Here is an 18252-nt window from a genome sequence, read left to right as displayed (position 1 = left end):
TGCGGGTGTTGTATGGCTGCTGTGCGCGGGCAGGCTTCGGTCTGGCCGCCTCGGTTTCTCCCCCCGCGTCCGCTCGACAACTGTCTAAGTGGGAGCCGGCCTTGCCGGCGATGGGGCGCGTAGCGCCCCTGGCCCTGCTGCGCCGGGCATCGCCAGCAACGCTGGCTTCCCACAGGGTTCAATCGTCTTCAGTCCTGTTTTCTACGGGTATTTCAGGAGCACGCTCTTGATCAGTCTGCTGCTCCCGAGAAAACATGAAGTCCGGAGTGACGCACTCACCCTCGAACCAGCTGTCCCAAGTCTCGTTGAAAACCGCACCGTGCTCCATGGATGGCCTCCCGGAATACGTGAATGTTTTCCGAGCTTAAGCTGCGTCGGGTACATGTCAACGGGATATACGTTACCGAGCGAGTGCAGCGACCATCTCATCAACAGCAAAGAATTCCCTGTCCACCACCGGCAACTCGGGCCGCTTCAGCACCAGCACGGGTACACCACGCTCTCTTGCGACTTCCAGCTTGGGCTCGGTGGCGGTGCTGCCACTGTTCTTGCTGATCAACACATCAATCTGCCGACGCTCGAACAGCTCACGTTCGTCTTCCAGGTGAAACGGTCCGCGTGCGCCGATGACTTCACAACGCACATTACCCGGGCAGGCTTCCAGGGCACGCAAGGTCCAGAACTGTTGCGGCGGGATTTCATCCAGGTGCTGCAAGGGCTCGCGGCCAAGGGTGAACAGCGGACGTCGGAACGGCCGCAGGGCTGCGATCAATTCGTCCCAGCCAGCCACTTCGCGCCAGTCATCACCGGCTTGCGCCTGCCAGGCCGGCCGTCGCAGGGCCCAGCAGGGAATACCGCTGAGCTGTGCGGCGCGGGCGGCGTTGGCGCTGATCTGCGCGGCATAAGGATGAGTGGCGTCGATCAGCAAGTCGATCTTCTCGGCGAGCAGATAAGCAGCCAGACCCTCGGCCCCACCAAAACCGCCAACCCGCACCTGACAACTCAAGTCACTGGGCACCCGGCCGATTCCGGCCAGGCTGTAGACATGTTCCGGGCCCAGGGTACGGGCAATGGTCAATGCCTCGGTGACGCCACCGAGCAGTAAGATACGTCTCATACAGTTGCTTACCCCTCGGTGGGAGCGGGCTTGCCCCGCGATTGCATGTTGTCAGTCAAATCGCATCGCGAGGCAAGCTCGCTCCCACCGGGGTGAGCAGCATGGCCAACAATCCCGCCCTGGCGGTCGATGGCAAACACTTCTACCTGCACCTGGGCAGGCACTACGCTGCGCGCAAAGGCCAGGGCATGGGCGCAGACCGCATCACCCAGGGCGATGCCCGCAGCGCTGGCCATGGCCAGCGCCTGCTGGCTGGTGTTGGCCTGGCGAATTGCGGCTTGCAAGTCGCTGTCGGCACCGATGGCTGCCGCCCACTCGGCCAACTGCGGCAAGTCGATGCTGGAGTGGCGGCTGTGCAGGTCCATGTGCCCGGCCGCGAGCTTGCTGATCTTGCCGAAGCCGCCGCACAGGCTGAGTTTATCCACAGGCACTTTGCGCAGGTGTTTGAGCACCGCGCCAACAAAGTCGCCCATTTCGATCAGGGCAATTTCCGGGAGGTTGTACACCCGGCGCATGGTGTCTTCGCTGGCGTTGCCGGTGCAGGCGGCGATGTGCAGGTAGCCGTTGGTTTTCGCCACATCGATGCCCTGGTGGATCGAGGCGATGTAGGCCGAGCAGGAGAAGGGCCGGACGATGCCGCTGGTACCGAGAATCGACAGGCCGCCAACAATCCCCAGGCGCGGGTTCATGGTTTTCAGCGCCAGGCTTTCACCGTCCTGCACATTCACCGTGACTTCAAAACCGCCGTTGTACGCACACTCACCGGCCAGCTGCTGCAGGTGCTCGGTCATCATCCGCCGTGGCACCGGGTTGATCGCCGGTTCGCCCACCGCCAGGACCAGACCGGGGCGGGTTACAGTGCCCACGCCTGTGCCGGCGACAAAGCGCACGCCGGGTTCAGCCTGCAGGCGCACGCGGCTGTAGAGCAAGGCGCCGTGGGTGACATCGGGGTCGTCGCCGGCATCCTTGAGGGTGCCGGCTTCGGCACCGCCCTCGAACAGGCGGCAGAACTCCAGGCGCATCTGCACCTGCTTGCCCTTGGGCAAGGTGATTTGCACGGCGTCGTGCTGTGCCCCAGTCAGCAGCAGGCGCGCCGCAGCAAGACTGGTGGCGGTGGCGCAGCTGCCGGTGGTCAGGCCGCTGCGCAGCGGGGCGGGGTGTTCCTGGGTCTCGTCACGCATCAGCGGGTTTGATCGCTTCTAGCAGGGTGATCGGTAGGGCCTGACGCCAGGTATCGAACTCGCCCAGGGGCTGGGCCTGGGCGATATGGATGCGGGTCAGTTCACCGCCATGTTGTTCGCGCCAGCTGACCAGGGTCAGCTCGCTTTGCAGGGTGACGGCATTGGCCACCAGGCGGCCGCCCGGACGCAATTGTTCCCAGCAGTGTTGCAGTACACCTTCACGGGTGACACCGCCGCCGATGAAGATCGCATCCGGACGTTCCAGGCCTTGCAGCGCTTGCGGAGCACGCCCGCGGATCAGCTGCAGGCCGGGGACGCCGAGGGCATCGCGATTGTGCTCGATCAGTTGCTGACGACCGTCATCGGACTCAATCGCCAGCGCCCGGCAGCTGGGATGAGCACGCATCCACTCGATGCCGATCGAGCCGCTGCCAGCACCGACATCCCAGAGCAACTCACCCGGTTGCGGCGCGAGGCGGGCGAGGGTGATGGCGCGGACATCGCGTTTGGTCAATTGGCCGTCATGTTTGAAGGCGCTGTCCGGCAACCCGGCCAGGGGCGACAGGCGCGGTGCATCGGGCGCGGCCAGGCATTCGATGGCAACCAGGTTCAAGTCGGCAATCCCGGTGTGCGGCCAGTGCCCGGCAGTGCCTTCAAGGCAGCGCTCGGCGCTCCCGCCAAGGTGCTCGAAGACCTGCATCCGGCTCGGCCCGAAGCCGCGTTCACGCAGTAACGCGGCAATCGCCGCCGGGCTGCTGCCATCGTTGCTCAGCACCAGCAGGCGTACACCGCTGTATAGGTGGGCATTGAGGGCACTAAGCGGCCGAGCCACCACAGACAGCGTCGTCACCTCCTGCAAAGGCCAGCCCAGGCGCGTAGCCGCCAGCGAGCAGGACGAGGGCATCGGCAACACGCTCATCTCATCGGTGTCGAACTGACGGGCCAGGCTTGCGCCAACACCGAAGAACATCGGGTCACCGCTGGCCAGCACGCACACCGGTTCGCCGCGCAAGGCCAGCACGGGCGCGAGGGAGAAGGGGCTAGGCCATAACAGGCGTTCGCCGCGGATGCAGCGTGGCAGCAGATCCAGCTGACGCTGGCCGCCAAACACCCGAGAAGCGCCCAGCAGCGCGCGCCGGGCATTCTTGCCCAGACCACTGAAGCCGTCTTCTCCGATACCTACTACAGTCAGCCACGGCGACATGCGTTTCCCTCAATACCCGGCAATCCGACCGGCAGGCTTTTCATGCCTTCGGACAAAGCAGGCATAATACCGCGCCTTCTACACTGAAGTGCCTTTTCACGATTGTCGGGTGACCTTTTGAACCAGCCTGTATCGGCCCACCAGCCCCACGCTTCGCTGCGCCCCTCGGCCTGTCCGGGGTTGCTGCGTATTGTCCAGGCCAAAGACGGTGGCATCTGCCGGATCAAGCTGGCCGGCGGTGCGCTCACGGCTGACCAGGCCGACGCGGTCGCCGCCGCCGCCGAGCGTTTTGCCAGCGGCGAGATCGAGGCCACCAACCGCGGCAACCTGCAGATCCGTGGCATCGGCAACGAACAGGCCGGGCTGATCGACTGGTTGTTGGCAGCCGGCCTGGGCCCGCGCGATGCGGCGGGTGACGATGTGCGTAACCTGATGCTCAGTCCGGTAGCCGGTGTCGATCCACAGATGCTGTTCGACACCCGCCCTTTAGCGGCGCAGGTGTTGCAGGCGCTGGAAACCACCCCGCGCTTTCATCAGCTGTCGGCCAAGTTCGCCGTGCAGCTCGATGGCGGCGAAGCGCTGGCGATGCTCGAACATCCTCATGACCTGTGGCTCAGCGCCGTGCATCTGGACGGTGAGCCGTGGTTGGCGTTTGGCCTGGCAGGTTGCCCGGCACACGACTCACCCTTGGGCGCCGTGCCTCTGGCGCAGGGGCATGAGCTGGTGCTGGCGGTACTCAATCGCTTCCTCGATCTGGCCCGGCCTGAGCAGGCGCGCATGCGTCAATTGCTGACCGAGTGTGCGCCAGACGATTTTGTCGCAGGACTAAACCTGCCGATCCGTCGTGACCTGGCTGTCTTGCAATGGCGCCGCACGGCAACGGCAGGCAGCGGTTATCTGGGGATTTATCCACAGCGGCAAGCGGGCCTGAGCGCCGTCGGTGCGGCTGCGCCTTTGGGGCGTCTGAATCCATCGATGCTGCGCGGCGCTGCTCAACTGGCTCGCGATCTGGGCGATGGCAGCCTGCGCATGACACCTTGGCAGAGCCTGTTGCTGCCCAATGTTTCCCAAGACCATGCAGCTGCTGTCAGTGCTGGCCTGGCCCGGCTTGGCTTGCTGTGCTCGGTAGATGAAAAACTGGCCCGCCTGGTGGCCTGCACCGGCTCTGCCGGTTGCGCCAAGGCCCAGGCTGAAACCAAGGGCGATGCCCGCGTGCTGGCCACGCTGCTGAGCGGCGGTGCCCCGGCCAGCGTGCACCTGAGCGGCTGCCCGCGTTCCTGCGCCATGGCCCATATCGCCCCGACGACCCTGCTGGCGCAAAGCCCGGGCCACTACGATTTGTATCTGCGTGACGCAGCCCAGCCGGGTTTCGGCAACCTGCGCGCACGCAACCTCACACTGAAAGAAGCCGGCGCACTGCTAGACGCCTGCTCACGGAGCACCCTTGATGATTGATTACATCCGCGATGGTCAGGAGATCTATCGCAATTCCTTCGCGATCATTCGAGAGGAAGCGCGGCTCGATCGTATTCCTGCCGATCTGGAAAAACTCGCGGTTCGGGTGATCCATGCATGCGGCATGGTCGATGCGATCGATGGCCTGCAGTTCTCGCCAGGTGCTGGCAAGGCCGGGCGCGATGCCTTGGCCGCTGGCGCACCGATTCTCTGCGATGCACGCATGGTCTCGGAGGGCATTACCCGCGCTCGTCTGCCAGCCAATAACCAGGTGATCTGTACGTTGCGTGACGAACAGGTGCCGGATCTGGCCCGTGAGCTGGGCAACACCCGTTCGGCGGTGGCCCTGGAACTCTGGCGCCCGCACCTTGAGGGCAGCGTGGTGGTGATCGGCAATGCCCCGACCGCATTGTTCTACCTGCTGGAAATGCTTGATGCCGGCGCACCGAAGCCGGCGTTGATTCTCGGCTTCCCGGTCGGCTTTGTCGGTGCTGCCGAGTCCAAGGCGATGCTCGCCGCCGACAGCCGTGGCGTACCTTTCGTGATCATGCAGGGCCGTCTGGGTGGCAGCGCCATGGCTGCGGCTGCGGTCAATGCCCTGGCCACGGAGGTCGAATGATGCAGGCTCGTGGACGTTTGCTTGGCCTGGGTGTGGGACCTGGCGATCCGGAACTGATTACCGTCAAGGCCTTGCGCTTGCTGCGCGAATCGCCGGTGGTGGCTTACTTCGTCGCCAAGGGCAAGCGCGGCAATGCCTTTGGCATCATCGAAGGCCATCTGCAGGAAGCCCAGACGCTGCTGCCGCTGGTGTACCCGGTGACCACCGAAGCGCTGCCCGCACCGCTGTCGTACGAACAGGTGATCAGCGATTTTTATGATGAGGCCGCGCTGGAAGTGGCTGCCCATCTGGACGCTGGACGCGATGTGGCGGTGATCTGCGAAGGCGATCCGTTCTTCTACGGCTCCTACATGTACCTGCATGATCGGCTCGCCGAGCGCTACGATGCCGAGGTGATTCCGGGGGTCTGCTCGATGCTGGGCGGTGCGTCGGTACTGGGCGCGCCGCTGGTCTATCGCAACCAGAGCCTGTCGGTGCTGTCCGGTGTATTGCCGCACGATGAGCTCAAGCGCCGCCTGGCCGACGCCGATGCGGCGGTGATCATGAAGCTGGGGCGCAACTTCCCCAAGGTTCGTGCGGTACTGGCTGAGCTCGGTCTGGCCGAGCGCGCGCTGTACGTGGAGCGGGCGACCATGGCCAACCAGAAAATCGTTGCCCTGGATGACGTCGATCCGCAGTCGTCGCCGTACTTCTCGCTGATCATCGTTCCGGGCGAAAGGTGGCAGGGATGATGACTCGCAAAGCACCGGCGATCATCATTCTCGGCAAAGGCAGCCTGGCCGCCGCCCGCAAGATCCAGCAGCTGTATCCGGACGCCTTGATCCATGGCCTGCAAGGCCGGGTCGAAGACGTCGATCGCAGCTATCTGGAGTTTGGCGCCACCTTGCGTCAGCTCTATCAACAGGACACGCCGATCATCGCCCTGTGCGCCGCCGGTATCGTTATCCGCACCCTGGCCAGCCTGTTGCTGGAGAAGGGCGTCGAGCCACCGGTGCTGGCCGTGGCCGAGGATGGCAGCGCCGTGGTGCCATTGCTCGGTGGCCTTGGCGGGGTCAACGTCATGGCCCGGGAAATTGCCGCAGGCCTGGGCGTGGCGGCGGCAATCACCACCAGTGGTGAGCTGCGTTTTGGTACCTGTTTGCTCAACCCGCCCAGTGGCTATGCCCTGGCCGACCTGGAGCTGGGCAAGCGTTTTGTCAGCGACCTGTTGGCTGGCGAATCGGTGCGTATCGACGGTGAGGCGCCTTGGCTCGCCGATGCCCAGTTGCCGCACAGCGATCAGGCGCAACTGGCTATTCATGTCGGCTGCGACGCGCGCGAGGCTTCGGCTCACGAGCTGGTGATCTATCCGCGTTGCGTCATGCTGGCGGTCACTGCCGTCGTACCGGAGCTGGTGGCCCAGGTACGCAGTGCGCTGCGCGCTGCGCGTATCGCCGAGCCTGCGCTGGCCTGCCTGTTGGCGAGTGAAACGCTGATGGCCGATCCGGGCTTGCACGCTGCTGCGGCTGAGTTGGGCGTTGCCCTACGTTTTGCGCCGCACGCCGAAAGCGCCAGTGACCTGGCAGCACAGGTGCTGCCACAGTTGCTGCCACCGCAGCCGGTCAGCGAAGCATTGGCGATCCTGGTCTCCAGTCAACCCATCGATCCGTTGCGGGTCGGTCGCGCCCGCGGTCGCCTGGCGGTGATCGGCCTGGGCCCCGGCGCCGCCGAGCTCATGGTGCCTGCGGTCAAGGCCGAGTTGGCTCGGGCCAACGATATCCTCGGCTATGAAACCTACGTGCGGATGGCCGGCCCGTTCCGGGAAGACCAGGTCATGCACTGCACCGACAACCGCGAAGAAATGCAGCGTGCCCGGCATGCCTTCGAACTGGCCGCTCAAGGGCGTTCGGTAGTGGTGGTGTCTTCTGGTGATCCCGGTGTATTTGCCATGGCTGCCGCGGTGCTTGAGGCATTGCACGAGTCCACTGATCCCCGCTGGCATGCGGTCGATCTGGAGGTGCTGCCTGGCGTTTCGGCGTCGCTGGCTACTGCCGCTCAGGCCGGGGCGCCGCTGGGGCATGACTTCTGCGTGCTGTCGCTATCGGACAACCTCAAACCCTGGTCGATCATCGAGAAGCGTCTGGATCTGGCTTGTCAGGCCGATCTGGCGTTGGCGTTCTACAACCCGATCTCGCGCTCACGGCCCTGGCAGCTGGGGCGGGCGCTGGAGATCGTACGCCAGCACCGCCTGGGGACAACGCCTGTAGTCCTTGGCCGTGACATCGGTCGTCCAGGGCAGACGCTGCGTGTCCTCCCGTTGCAGGCCTTGACCCCGGAAGATGTGGACATGCGAACCATGGTGCTGATCGGCTCCTCGACCACGGTTGCGTTCGAGCGTCCGGGCCACCAGCCATGGGTGTATACACCGCGCTGGTATGGTCAAAAACCCTGAGCGCTCAGAGGGGCGCTTTTCTCTGTGCCCATTGAGTCTCTGACCGATCAGATTGATGGGGTGGCCTGACTGCAGGCCTCCCCATCAATGATCAAGGAAGAGCACTCATGAGTGAAATTCAGAGCGCTGGCAACAATGTCCAGTTGAACAACGGCGACCTTCTGGTTTTCGTCGGGCTGTCTACCGAAAACAGCGACGCCCTCAAGTACAGCCATCTGTTCAGTTCCCTGGCCGCTTCGGCCCAATATTTCCCGACTACCGAAGGCCAGCAATGGTTCCAGGCCTACCTGCAGGCCATGCAGACCTGCGGCTGGCTGCCGATCAAGTTCTCGTACACCAAAGAAGTCGCAAGCTCACAGAATCTGTCGGTCAAGAACCTGCTGGTCAAGGCCGTTCAGGCAGGCCTGAGTTACGCCACCGGAGGCGCCACGGCGATAGCCACACTGGTCGGGGTTGCTAGCGATGCGGTGGATACCCTGGCGCAGAACCCTGAGGCGACCGAGTTATTCGATCGCACCAATACCGATAAAGAGGGCACAGCCCTGAGCATGGCCGTGTGCACCCAGCATGCCAACGGTGAAGTGATGCTGAGCGTCGGCTGCATGCAGAGCACTGAGTCCCCTCCGGGCAAGACCAATGTCCTGGTCTTTGAGTGGAACTCCAGCCACTCGGATACCTACACCGGCGCTGCCGCCTTGTCGTTCCATCGCGGTCTTTATGACCAGATCAAGGACACGCTGATTGAGCGCGTAGGCGATAAAAGCAGGAAGGACGTGCTCACCCTGTCAATCGAGCCGAAAAAACGCTCGTGATGGCGGGCACCGGCGACTACGGTCGCCGGTGCGTTTGCTTTGCACAGGGAGGATTGAAATGCATACGCAGGGTTTTTCATTGGTACTGTCCGGCAACTGCCTGTTGCTGCTGAGCGCTGATCTTGACGAGCGTGAGCGCCACGATGCCATCGACGCGCAACTGTTTGCCTGGCTTAACGCTTCAGCCGAGTGCTTGTTGCTGGGTGAAAACAAGCAGTGGCATGGCACCTATATGGACAGGCACACCGGGCTGGGTTGGGTTGTCAGTGCCTCTGCCGAGAAGACCAAGGTCGTGAAGGGGCCTGTGCCCGGTACGCCCTTGGCGATTGCCAGGCATGAGTTGAACGCGTTGCTGCCCACACAGCTGTTACCTGCCTTGAACGACGCACTGGCGATGGTTCAAGCGTTGCCTGTTACGCATCCCGCTCTGCAGGTGTTGAGCACAGAAGCGCTGGAGCGCGTACAGGCCCCAAGCGTCGAACCGATCACCCGTCTTGCTTTTGAATTGCGGGTGGTGCTGCCTGGCTTGTGTGTGGTGTCGAGCAGCATTTTCCTGGAAACCAGCCAGCCCATGGAGGGGCAATGGTTAACCCAGGAATTGAAGGTTGAGGAGATCAGCCATCAGGTCACACGAAGTTTTGTCGGCGAATTGTTCCCTGGCGTTTTCTCGGGGGTCAGAGCGCTGCTGGAGAAACGACTGGAGACCATTCGAGCCATGTATGTCATGCCCGTCAGTGTCCGGGAGGGTGCGGTATGAGTGAAGTTTTTGTAGCCAATGCTGCGGTGGTTTCTGGCAGTTTGACGGCATTCTTGCCAACGATGAGCGTTGAAGATCAACAGGACGTGATTCTTGCCAATCTGTTCGCCCAGCGCATTGCGCGGGCCGAGCGCGATGCGAAGCTGAACATGGACTGGTTGCCCAACTACAAAAAGCGTTTGCAGTTTCTGGGCTGGGACGCAACGCCGGCTCCCGACAGCTATGTGCCAGGGCCACAGCCCGGGCCGCTGGCTGAGGAAGCCGTCGCCCATATAGGCCAACTGGCTTCGCAGCAGATGGCCATTGTCAGCGGACAGGCGTTGCAGAGTCTGGCCGAAAATGGCGAGGCCCTCAGCTGTTTCGAAGACCATGCGGTGAGCAAAGAAAAGGATACGGCCATTTATCAGTTGCTGCTCTGTACCCGGGTGGGCAGCCACATCGATATCGTGCTCTACCATCAGGAGCTGAAAGCCAGAAATTTCGCCCAGCGCTTTTTGTTCGCCCAACGCGACAATGCTGTGCAAGTGACTGCCAACGCCTTGGAGCGGGTGCGCTTCAACATCCGCTTGTTCAGGCAGGAATGGCGGAACAAAGTCATGATCAGCACGGCCCGGCAAAATCTGCAGGACGTGAAGAACGTTCCGCTTACAAGGCCAGGTAACCCTTGATCCCGCTGAAGATGATCTGTGCCGCCAGGGCGCAGACGAACAAGCCCATCAAGCGGCTGACGATCTGTAAACCCTGATCGCCGAGAATCCGTTCGATCCGGTGTGAGAGATAGAGCACCAGACCGACGGTGAAGCTGGCCAGGGCGATGCTGACGATGGCCAGGAGTTTGTCCGCCCACTCTGGCTGGCCGACGCCCATCACCAACAGGGCACCGATGGTGCCTGGGCCGACGGTCAGGGGAATGGTCAGGGGGACGATGGTGACGTCCTGCTGAACATTGTCAGTCTGTACCGCGGACTTACCCTGGGCCATGGCCAGTGCAGAAATGAACAGCACGCTGCCGGCGCCGATGCGAAAGGCATCGGGGGTGATGCCGAACACCCCGAAGATCTGCCTGCCGAACAGGTACAGCACCACGCTGGCGATCAACGCGGCGAATGCCACCCGCCAGGCCAGTTGCTTGCGCTCCTTGCTGGAGTGGCCACGTGTCAGGCTGATAAAGCAGGAGAGCACAAAGAACGGGCTGTAGAGCACGAGCATTTTCAGGTAGACGCTGAACAACTCATGGAGCATGGTCTGAGCTCGCGACGGAGAGGGGACGTCAAGCAAGTGTATCAGGGGTCTGAGGTTTTACGGGGTCGGCACCTGAGTGGATTCAGCCTCGCGCTGGGCGACCCAGTGCTCGATCAGTTCACGCAGCTGTGACAGCTCGACCGGTTTGGCCATATGACCATCCATGCCGGCCAGCCGCGCGCGTTCCTTGTGTTCGGCCAGAATGTGCGCCGTCAGGGCCACCACCGGCGTGCGCTTGCGCTGGTTGCTCAGTTCCCAGACCCGCAGCTGCTGGGTGGCCGAGAAACCATCGAGCACCGGCATCTCGCAGTCCATCAACACCAGGTCGTAGCGCTGGGCTTTCATCGCCTGCAGGGCTTCTTCACCGTTGCTGGCGGTATCGGGTTCGAGGTTGAGCTTGCCGAGCATGCCGCGGATGACTTTGGTCGAGATGCTGTTGTCTTCGGCGACCAGAATACGGAAGTCACTGGGCAGGTTCAGCGGCGTGCCCAGGCTGACCGGCGCCGGAATGCTGGGCTGGCCTTTGCTGCGTTGCGCCAGTTCTTCCGCCAAGGTGGTCTTGAGGGTGTAGCCGGCGACCGGTTTGGCCAGGATCCGCTTGACCCCGGCATTGCGCGCGATGACCTTGCTCGGCGCATTGCTGATGCCGGTGAGCATGATCAGCAGGATGTCATGGTTCAGGCTCGGGTCTTCTTTGATCTTGGCTGCCAGCTGCATGCCGGTCATGCCCGGCATGTTCTGGTCGAGCAGGACCGCATCGAAATAATCGCGCAGGTGCGCCTTGGTGCGCAGCAAGGCCAGGGCTTCCTTGCCCGAAGGCACGGCGCTGACGTTCATGCCCCAGGCACTGCACTGTTGCACCAGGACCTTGCGGCAGGTGTCGTTGTCGTCCACCACCAGCACCCGAGCGCCGCGCAGCGGGCCGTCGAGATCGGCGGGAGGCTGTTCGAGGCGCTGCGGATCCAGCGGCAGGGTCAGCCACAAGGTGTTGCCCATGCCGTGGCTGGTCTTGATCCCGAACTCACCCTGCATCAGGGTAATCAGCTGCTTGGCGATGACCAGGCCCAGATGCCCACCTAGCTTGTTGCTGGAAAGGAAGTGCTTGCTGTGCAATTCGGCCTGCAACAGGGCTTCGCGGTCGCCGGGGGAGATGGCCTCGCCACTGTCCTGCACGGCAATGCGCAGACGGGGTGCGCTGCCGCGTTGATCGAGCGCCACCACCAGCAGGATTTCGCCTTGCTCGGTTTTCTTCAGGGCGTTTTCCAGCAGACTCAGCAGCGCCTGGCGCAGGCGCGTCGGGTCACCGCTGATGACCCGCGGTACTTGTGGCTGGGTGAAACTGATCAGCTCGATGTTCTGCTGTTCGGCCTTGGCGCGGAAAATACTCAGGCAATCCTCGATCAGCGCATTGAGGTCGAACTGCACGTCGTCCAGCTCGATCTGCCCGGACTCAAGCTTGGAAATGTCGAGTATCTCGTTGATCAGGGTGAGCAGTTCGTTACCCGCGCTGTGGATGGTCTGCACGTAGTCGCGTTGCTTGACCGACAGCGGGGTGCCCAGCAGCAGTTCGGTCATGCCCAGTACGCCGTTCATCGGCGTGCGGATTTCATGGCTGATCTTGGCCAGGAACTCGGCCTTGGCGTTGATCTCGGCGTTGCTCGCCGCCAGCGCACAACTGGCGCTGAAGCGTTCTTCACTGATGCGGCGCAGGCGCTCGCTGACTGACAGGTTAAGCAGCAGGCCACTGAAACTGGTGAGCCCCAGGAGAATGAACAACAGCCATTGTGTCGGCGTGCGGGTCAGGCCGAGGAGGGCCGGCAGTACCACCAGGCAGCCAATGTTGAAGGCCAGCATCGACAAGGCGAACAACCGCGCTGGCGCATAGCCCTTGTGCCAGTGGTAGCTGGCGACCAGCAGCATGCTCAGCGTGCCCAGGGCGAACAACGCATAGGTCATCAGGTTGAGCGGCAGGGTATCGACGAACAGCAGCAGCAGGCCAAAGCCCCCGATCAGGATCATTTCTGCCTGCAGCAGGCGGCTCAGGCGTGGGTGCTCGCAGGGGCTGAAGAAGCGCAGGGTGAAGGTCAGGCCGGCCAGGCTGGCAAGCAGGGCGGTCAGATAGGCGGCCGGCGTTTGCGCCGAGTGCCAGAGGCTCCACCAGGGGCCGCTGAGGTTGAGCAGGATCAGCGCGCTGAGCAGCATCAGGCCGTGATACACGGCAAGGCTCAGGCTGGTGCTGGAGCGCGAATAGGCAAAGCGGATGAGGTTGTGCAGCATCAACATCAGCAGGCAGCCGAACAGCAGGCCGAACATCAGGGTCTGGCGCTGGTCGGCGGCGACCTGAGTGGCAGGCGCAAGGCCAATGCTCGGACGCAGTTGATGTTCGGAAACCAGGCGCAGGTAGATATCCAGCGTATGCGCGCTGTTCGGCAAGGCCAGTTGGTGGTCGCTGCTGCGTACGGTGGTGTCGCCGCTTTCGGAGGGGCGGCCGTTGTGGATGTGCTTGATCAACTGGTCGCCGTCCAGGGCATAAAGATCAAGACGCGACAGATCCGGCGCGAAGACCCGCAGCAATTGTTCGTGCTGTCCGGGTTCCAGACGATGGTGCAACCACAGCGCCTGGTCTGGCGTTGCGGCATCGAGTTGGTTCAGCTCAATGGGGCTGAATTGATTGCGGTAGCGATCGGAACGTATGTCACTGAGCTGCAGGTTGGCTTGTTCGTCGAGCAAAACCGCCCAGCCACCGCTTTGTTCGGCCGAGACCGGAAACAGGCAGAGCAGGGTCAGCAGGCTGACGGTGAGGCCAATGGCGATCCTGAGCCAACGCACGACGAGATCCTTTCTTAGCAAAGAGCCGAATGATAACTATGCGCGGCGCGCCAAGGCGAAGGCAAGGCCCATGATGGGCCTTGACGTCGATCCGCAAGCAGGACGCCGAGGGCGTCGCTGCTTGCGGGCGCTGTTTTACTGCTGATGCTCACCACGTTCGCGGGCAATGGCACGATAGCCGATGTCCTTGCGGTAGAAGCTGCCGTCCCAGTTGATTTCGGCAGCCAGGCGATAAGCCTGCTGTTGTGCAGCTTCAACGGTTGCGCCCAAGGCCGTGGCGCAGAGTACGCGACCACCGGTGGCAACCACTTGACCGTCCTTCAGTGCGGTACCGGCGTGGAAGACTTTGCCTTCCAGCTTCGCTGCAGCGTCCAGACCGTTGATCGCCGCGCCCTTGCTGTAGTCGCCAGGGTAGCCGCCGGCAGCCAGGACCACACCCAGGCTTGGGCGAGGGTCCCATTGCGCTTCTACCTTGTCCAGCGCCTTGGCAAAGGCGGCCTCGATCAGCAGCACCAGGCTCGACTCCAGGCGCAGCATGACTGGCTGGGTTTCCGGGTCGCCGAAGCGGCAGTTGAACTCGATGACTTTCGGGTTACCGGCCTTGTCGATCATCAGACCGGCATACAGGAAGCCAGTGTAGACGTTGCCTTCTTCAGCCATGCCGCGCACGGTCGGCCAGATCACCAGGTCCATGACCCGCTGGTGCACGTCGGCAGTGACCACCGGGGCCGGCGAGTAGGCGCCCATGCCACCGGTGTTCGGGCCGCTATCGCCGTCGCCAACGCGTTTGTGGTCCTGGCTGGTGGCCATTGGCAGTACATTCTGGCCATCGACCATGACGATGAAGCTGGCTTCTTCGCCGTCGAGGAACTCTTCGATCACCACGCGCGAGCCGGCGTCGCCGAACGCGTTGCCTGCGAGCATGTCGCGCACGGCGTCTTCGGCTTCGGCCAGGGTCATGGCGACGATCACGCCTTTACCGGCGGCCAGGCCGTCGGCCTTGATCACGATCGGTGCGCCTTTTTCGCGCAGGTAGGCCAGGGCCGGTTCGATCTCGGTGAAGTTCTGGTAGTCGGCGGTAGGGATCTTGTGGCGGGCCAGGAAGTCCTTGGTGAACGCCTTGGAGCCTTCCAGCTGGGCTGCACCCTTGGTTGGACCAAAGCAGTCCAGGCCGCGGCTGCGGAACAGGTCGACGACACCGGCAACCAGCGGGCCTTCAGGGCCGACGATGGTCAGGGCGACATTCTTTTCGGCGAAGTCGGCCAGTTGATCCAGGGCGGTGACGTCGATGTCGACGTTCTCGCACTTGGCTTCGGTGGCGGTACCGGCGTTGCCCGGGGCAACGAAGACTTTCTCGACCCGTGGGTCCTGAGCGACTTTCCAGGCCAGGGCGTGTTCACGACCGCCGCTACCGATAATCAAAACTTTCATGTCAAAACCTCGATGACGCTAATTCGGATAGTGCTGGCAAGGCCCCTGTGGGAGCGGGCTTGACCCGCGATGCGATGGTGTGGACAGATCGCAATCGCGGGGCAAGCCCGCTCCCACCGAGCCTGGTACCAGGTCCTGGTATCAGTGACGGAAGTGGCGCATGCCGGTGAACACCATGGCGATACCGGCTTCGTCGGCAGCCGCGATGACTTCAGCATCGCGCATCGAACCACCCGGCTGGATCACCGCAGTGATACCCACTTTAGCCGCGTTATCAATGCCGTCACGGAACGGGAAGAACGCATCCGAGGCCATGACCGCGCCCTGTACCTGCAGGCCGGCATGCTCGGCCTTGATTGCCGCAATGCGTGCGGAGTTCACCCGGCTCATCTGGCCAGCGCCGACACCGATGGTCTGACGGCCCTTGGCGTAGACGATGGCGTTGGATTTGACGAACTTGGCCACTTTCCAGGCGAAGATCAGGTCGTCGATCTCTTGCTGGGTCGGGGCACGCTTGGTCACCACTTTCAGGTCTGCAGCGCTGATCATGCCGATGTCGCGGCTCTGTACCAGCAGGCCACCGGTCACACGCTTGTAGTCCCAGGCAGCGGCACGTTCGGCCGACCACTCGCCGCAGGCCAGCAGGCGTACATTGGCCTTGGCCGCAACCACGGCGCGGGCTTCGTCGCTGACGCTCGGGGCGATGATGACTTCGACGAACTGACGCTCGACGATGGCCTTGGCGGTTTCGGCATCCAGTTCGCGGTTGAAGGCGATGATGCCGCCGAAGGCCGACTCGGTGTCGGTGGCGTAGGCCAGTTCGTAGGCCTGGCGGATGCCGCCTTCGGCGTCCGGGCTGACTGCTACGCCGCACGGGTTGGCGTGCTTGACGATGACACAGGCCGGCTTGACGAAGCTCTTCACGCATTCCAGCGCGGCGTCGGTGTCGGCCACGTTGTTGTACGACAGTTCTTTGCCCTGCAGTTGTACCGCAGTGGCGATACCGGCTTCGGCAGGCTTGGCTTCGACATAGAACGCCGCGCTCTGGTGCGGGTTCTCGCCGTAGCGCATTTCCTGGGCCTTGACGAACTGGCTGTTGAAGGTGCGCGGGAACTCGCTGCGGCCTTCAGTACTCAGCGTTTCAGCCGCCTGGTTAACGGTGCCCATGTAGTTGGCGATCATGCCGTCATAGGCGGCAGTGTGTTCGAACGCCTTGAGCATCAGGTCGAAACGCTGGGCGTAGGTCAGGCCACCGGCCTTGAGGCTTTCCAGCACCTGGGCGTAATCGCTGGCGTTGACCACGATGGCCACGTCTTTGTGGTTCTTGGCCGCCGAGCGAACCATGGTCGGGCCGCCAATGTCGATGTTCTCGATGGCGGTCGGCAGGTCGCAGCCCGGCTTGGAGATGGTCGCTTCGAACGGGTAGAGGTTGACCGCGACCAGGTCGATCGGTTTGATCCCGTGTTCGGCCATGATGGCGTCGTCGGTACCGCGACGGCCAAGGATGCCGCCGTGGATTTTCGGGTGCAGGGTCTTGACCCGGCCGTCCATCATTTCGGCAAAGCCGGTGTAATCGGCAACTTCCACCGCGGCAACGCCGTTGTCCTGGAGCAACTTGAAGGTGCCGCCGGTGGACAGGATCTCGACGCCGAGCTGTTGCAGCTCACGGGCGAATTCAAGGATCCCGGTCTTGTCGGAAACACTGATCAAGGCGCGGCGGATCGGCAGGCGGGTAGTCTGGTCGGTCATTTCAGATTCCATAACGCGGTGGAGTCAGCAAAAAAGGCGACCTCATCGAATGGGAGCCGCCTTTTCTGGTTTGGATGCTTGCTTACAACAAATCGTACTGCTTCAGCTTTTTGCGCAAGGTGCCGCGGTTGAGACCGAGCAGCTCACTGGCCTTGGTCTGGTTGCCCTTGACGTAATTCATCACGCTTTCGAGCAACGGCGCTTCGACTTCCGAGAGCACCAGGTTGTACACGTCCGTGACGGCCGCACCCTCAAGATGGGCGAAATAGTTGTGCAGCGCCTTTTCCACACTGCCGCGAAGGGTCTGACCCTCTTCGCTCGGTGTATTCAGGTGCTGTTTCAGGTTGACGTTGTCGCTCACGGGCGTTGTTCCACTCACTAAAGTCTCGGTCATCATCGTCATGCGGCCACCCCTTGTCCGTCCTCTGTCTCAAGGCTCTGTTCACGCTCGCGGAAAAAACCGCGAACGTCGGCGCACTGCGCTTGCGTATCTTCCAAACGATTGAACTGGGCGCGAAACTCCCTGGCGCCCGGAAGCGTTGCCAGGTACCAGCCGACGTGCTTGCGGGCGATGCGTACGCCCATCACTTCGCCATAAAAGGCGTGCAGCGCGGCCAGGTGCTCCAGCAGAATGCGTTCCACTTCTTGCAGCTGCGGTGCCGGCAAGTGTTCGCCGGTGCGCAGGTAATGCTCGATCTCGCGAAAGATCCACGGCCGCCCCTGGGCAGCCCGGCCAATCAACAGGCCGTCGGCCCCGGTCGCCTGAAGCACGGCCCGAGCCTTTTCTGGCGAAGTGATATCGCCATTGGCAAACACCGGAATCGACACCGCCTGCTTGATCGCCGCGATGGTGTCGTACTCGGCGTCGCCGGTGTAAAGGTCGGCGCGGGTGCGTCCATGTACTGCCAGTGCCTGGATCCCGGCCTGTTCGGCAATCTTTGCCACCGTCAGGCCGTTCTTGTTCGCCCGGTCCCATCCTGTGCGGATTTTCAGCGTGACCGGTACATCCACGGCGGCAACCACCGCGTGGAGGATCTCGCTGACCAAGGCTTCATCTTTCAATAAAGCAGAGCCTGCAGCTTTGTTGCAGACTTTTTTTGCCGGGCAGCCCATGTTGATGTCGATGATCTGCGCGCCAGCCTCGACATTGGCCCGGGCCGCCGCTGCGAGCATCTGCGCGTCACCGCCGGCGATCTGTACCGAGCGCGGCTCGGGATCACCCTGGTGAATCATGCGCAGGCGCGACTTGCGGCTGTTCCACAGGCTCATGTCGCTGCTGACCATCTCCGACACCACCAGGCCTGCACCCATTCGTCGGCACAGCTGACGGAAGGGTTGGTCCGTGACCCCGGCCATCGGCGCGAGGATCAGGTTGTTCTGCAGTGTGTATGGGCCGATGCGTACCGCCGACATAGGAGTTCCCTG

At 62.7% G+C, this 18252-nt stretch carries 15 protein-coding genes and 1 pseudogene; 7 read left to right on the top strand and 9 right to left on the bottom strand.

Translation table 11 applies throughout. The features are described from left to right. Positions 1-400: 400 nt before the first annotated feature. The 3 genes and pseudogenes from NPS47_RS16650 to cbiE all read right to left on the bottom strand — a co-directional run bounded on the left by NPS47_RS16650 (position 401) and on the right by cbiE (position 3502). Positions 401-1117, bottom strand: coding sequence for a cobalt-precorrin-6A reductase (locus NPS47_RS16650; protein ID WP_274295929.1), 717 nt, complete (start codon positions 1115-1117; stop codon positions 401-403). Between the two features lie 98 nt (positions 1118-1215). Continuing rightward, positions 1216-2298 (bottom strand): annotated as a pseudogene (locus NPS47_RS16645) (cobalt-precorrin-5B (C(1))-methyltransferase); the annotation flags it as partial. Beyond that, entirely contained in the window at positions 2291-3502 is a 1212-nt protein-coding gene (gene cbiE / locus NPS47_RS16640) for a precorrin-6y C5,15-methyltransferase (decarboxylating) subunit CbiE (RefSeq protein WP_274295928.1), read from the bottom strand. The pseudogene NPS47_RS16645 and the gene cbiE, both read right to left, overlap by 8 nt. Positions 3503-3619: 117 nt before the next feature. On the opposite strand from cbiE, the gene cobG reads away from it, so the two are divergent. The 7 genes from cobG (at position 3620) to NPS47_RS16605 (ending at position 10244) form a co-directional block, all read left to right on the top strand. Continuing rightward, on the top strand, positions 3620-4957 hold the full coding sequence (gene cobG, locus NPS47_RS16635) for a precorrin-3B synthase (protein ID WP_274295927.1): 1338 nt from the start codon (positions 3620-3622) through the stop codon (positions 4955-4957). Further along, complete coding sequence (locus tag NPS47_RS16630; protein WP_274295926.1) at positions 4950-5576, top strand: precorrin-8X methylmutase; 627 nt, start codon at positions 4950-4952, stop codon at positions 5574-5576. Before cobG ends, NPS47_RS16630 begins: the two co-directional genes overlap by 8 nt. Continuing rightward, positions 5573-6307 carry a precorrin-2 C(20)-methyltransferase gene (locus NPS47_RS16625; RefSeq protein WP_425313518.1) on the top strand — a complete coding sequence of 245 codons (735 nt, stop codon included), beginning with the start codon at positions 5573-5575 and terminating at the stop codon, positions 6305-6307. Before NPS47_RS16630 ends, NPS47_RS16625 begins: the two co-directional genes overlap by 4 nt. Next, entirely contained in the window at positions 6307-8007 is a 1701-nt protein-coding gene (gene cobJ, locus NPS47_RS16620) for a precorrin-3B C(17)-methyltransferase (protein ID WP_274295992.1), read from the top strand. The genes NPS47_RS16625 and cobJ overlap by 1 nt, the downstream gene beginning before the upstream one ends. A gap of 107 nt (positions 8008-8114) precedes the next feature. Beyond that, positions 8115-8819 carry a hypothetical protein gene (locus NPS47_RS16615; RefSeq protein WP_274295925.1) on the top strand — a complete coding sequence of 235 codons (705 nt, stop codon included), beginning with the start codon at positions 8115-8117 and terminating at the stop codon, positions 8817-8819. Between the two features lie 28 nt (positions 8820-8847). Then, on the top strand, positions 8848-9576 hold the full coding sequence (locus tag NPS47_RS16610; RefSeq protein ID WP_274295924.1) for a hypothetical protein: 729 nt from the start codon (positions 8848-8850) through the stop codon (positions 9574-9576). Continuing rightward, positions 9573-10244 (top strand): hypothetical protein, encoded by a 672-nt coding sequence (locus NPS47_RS16605; protein ID WP_274295923.1) that lies wholly within the window; start codon positions 9573-9575, stop codon positions 10242-10244. The genes NPS47_RS16610 and NPS47_RS16605 overlap by 4 nt, the downstream gene beginning before the upstream one ends. Here the strand turns inward: NPS47_RS16605 and NPS47_RS16600 are convergent. The 6 genes from NPS47_RS16600 to dusB form a co-directional block, all read right to left on the bottom strand. Continuing rightward, positions 10222-10818: a MarC family protein gene (locus NPS47_RS16600; protein WP_274295922.1), complete on the bottom strand. Its 597-nt coding sequence runs from the start codon at positions 10816-10818 to the stop codon at positions 10222-10224. The two genes, NPS47_RS16605 and NPS47_RS16600, sit on opposite strands and share 23 nt — an antisense overlap. A gap of 57 nt (positions 10819-10875) precedes the next feature. After that, positions 10876-13647, bottom strand: coding sequence for a hybrid sensor histidine kinase/response regulator (locus tag NPS47_RS16595; protein ID WP_274295921.1), 2772 nt, complete (start codon positions 13645-13647; stop codon positions 10876-10878). 135 nt (positions 13648-13782) lie between these two features. Then, on the bottom strand, positions 13783-15078 hold the full coding sequence (purD, locus tag NPS47_RS16590; RefSeq protein WP_274295920.1) for a phosphoribosylamine--glycine ligase: 1296 nt from the start codon (positions 15076-15078) through the stop codon (positions 13783-13785). Between the two features lie 141 nt (positions 15079-15219). Next, entirely contained in the window at positions 15220-16827 is a 1608-nt protein-coding gene (gene purH / locus NPS47_RS16585) for a bifunctional phosphoribosylaminoimidazolecarboxamide formyltransferase/IMP cyclohydrolase (protein ID WP_274295919.1), read from the bottom strand. An 82-nt stretch (positions 16828-16909) separates the two neighbouring features. Continuing rightward, complete coding sequence (gene fis, locus NPS47_RS16580) at positions 16910-17230, bottom strand: DNA-binding transcriptional regulator Fis (protein ID WP_003186237.1); 321 nt, start codon at positions 17228-17230, stop codon at positions 16910-16912. Next, positions 17227-18240 (bottom strand): tRNA dihydrouridine synthase DusB, encoded by a 1014-nt coding sequence (gene dusB / locus NPS47_RS16575; RefSeq protein WP_274295918.1) that lies wholly within the window; start codon positions 18238-18240, stop codon positions 17227-17229. Before dusB ends, fis begins: the two co-directional genes overlap by 4 nt. Between the last annotated feature and the right edge of the window lie 12 nt (positions 18241-18252).

The sequence above is a fragment of the Pseudomonas putida genome, assembly GCF_028682475.1.
GTDB lineage: Bacteria > Pseudomonadota > Gammaproteobacteria > Pseudomonadales > Pseudomonadaceae > Aquipseudomonas > Aquipseudomonas putida_AG.
Note: the sequence above shows the minus strand (reverse complement) of the source record. Positions and strands in the feature narration are given on the sequence as shown.

Coding starts and splice junctions, on each gene's coding strand:
- NPS47_RS16605 (WP_274295923.1), top strand. CDS start 9,573: ATGAGTGAAGTTTTTGTAGCCAATGCTGCGGTGGTTTCTGGCAGTTTG.
- NPS47_RS16600 (WP_274295922.1), bottom strand. CDS start 10,818: ATGCTCCATGAGTTGTTCAGCGTCTACCTGAAAATGCTCGTGCTCTAC.
- fis (WP_003186237.1), bottom strand. CDS start 17,230: ATGACGATGATGACCGAGACTTTAGTGAGTGGAACAACGCCCGTGAGC.
- NPS47_RS16625 (WP_425313518.1), top strand. CDS start 5,573: ATGATGCAGGCTCGTGGACGTTTGCTTGGCCTGGGTGTGGGACCTGGC.
- cobJ (WP_274295992.1), top strand. CDS start 6,307: ATGACTCGCAAAGCACCGGCGATCATCATTCTCGGCAAAGGCAGCCTG.
- NPS47_RS16615 (WP_274295925.1), top strand. CDS start 8,115: ATGAGTGAAATTCAGAGCGCTGGCAACAATGTCCAGTTGAACAACGGC.
- NPS47_RS16650 (WP_274295929.1), bottom strand. CDS start 1,117: ATGAGACGTATCTTACTGCTCGGTGGCGTCACCGAGGCATTGACCATT.
- cbiE (WP_274295928.1), bottom strand. CDS start 3,502: ATGTCGCCGTGGCTGACTGTAGTAGGTATCGGAGAAGACGGCTTCAGT.
- NPS47_RS16630 (WP_274295926.1), top strand. CDS start 4,950: ATGATTGATTACATCCGCGATGGTCAGGAGATCTATCGCAATTCCTTC.
- purH (WP_274295919.1), bottom strand. CDS start 16,827: ATGACCGACCAGACTACCCGCCTGCCGATCCGCCGCGCCTTGATCAGT.
- dusB (WP_274295918.1), bottom strand. CDS start 18,240: ATGTCGGCGGTACGCATCGGCCCATACACACTGCAGAACAACCTGATC.
- purD (WP_274295920.1), bottom strand. CDS start 15,078: ATGAAAGTTTTGATTATCGGTAGCGGCGGTCGTGAACACGCCCTGGCC.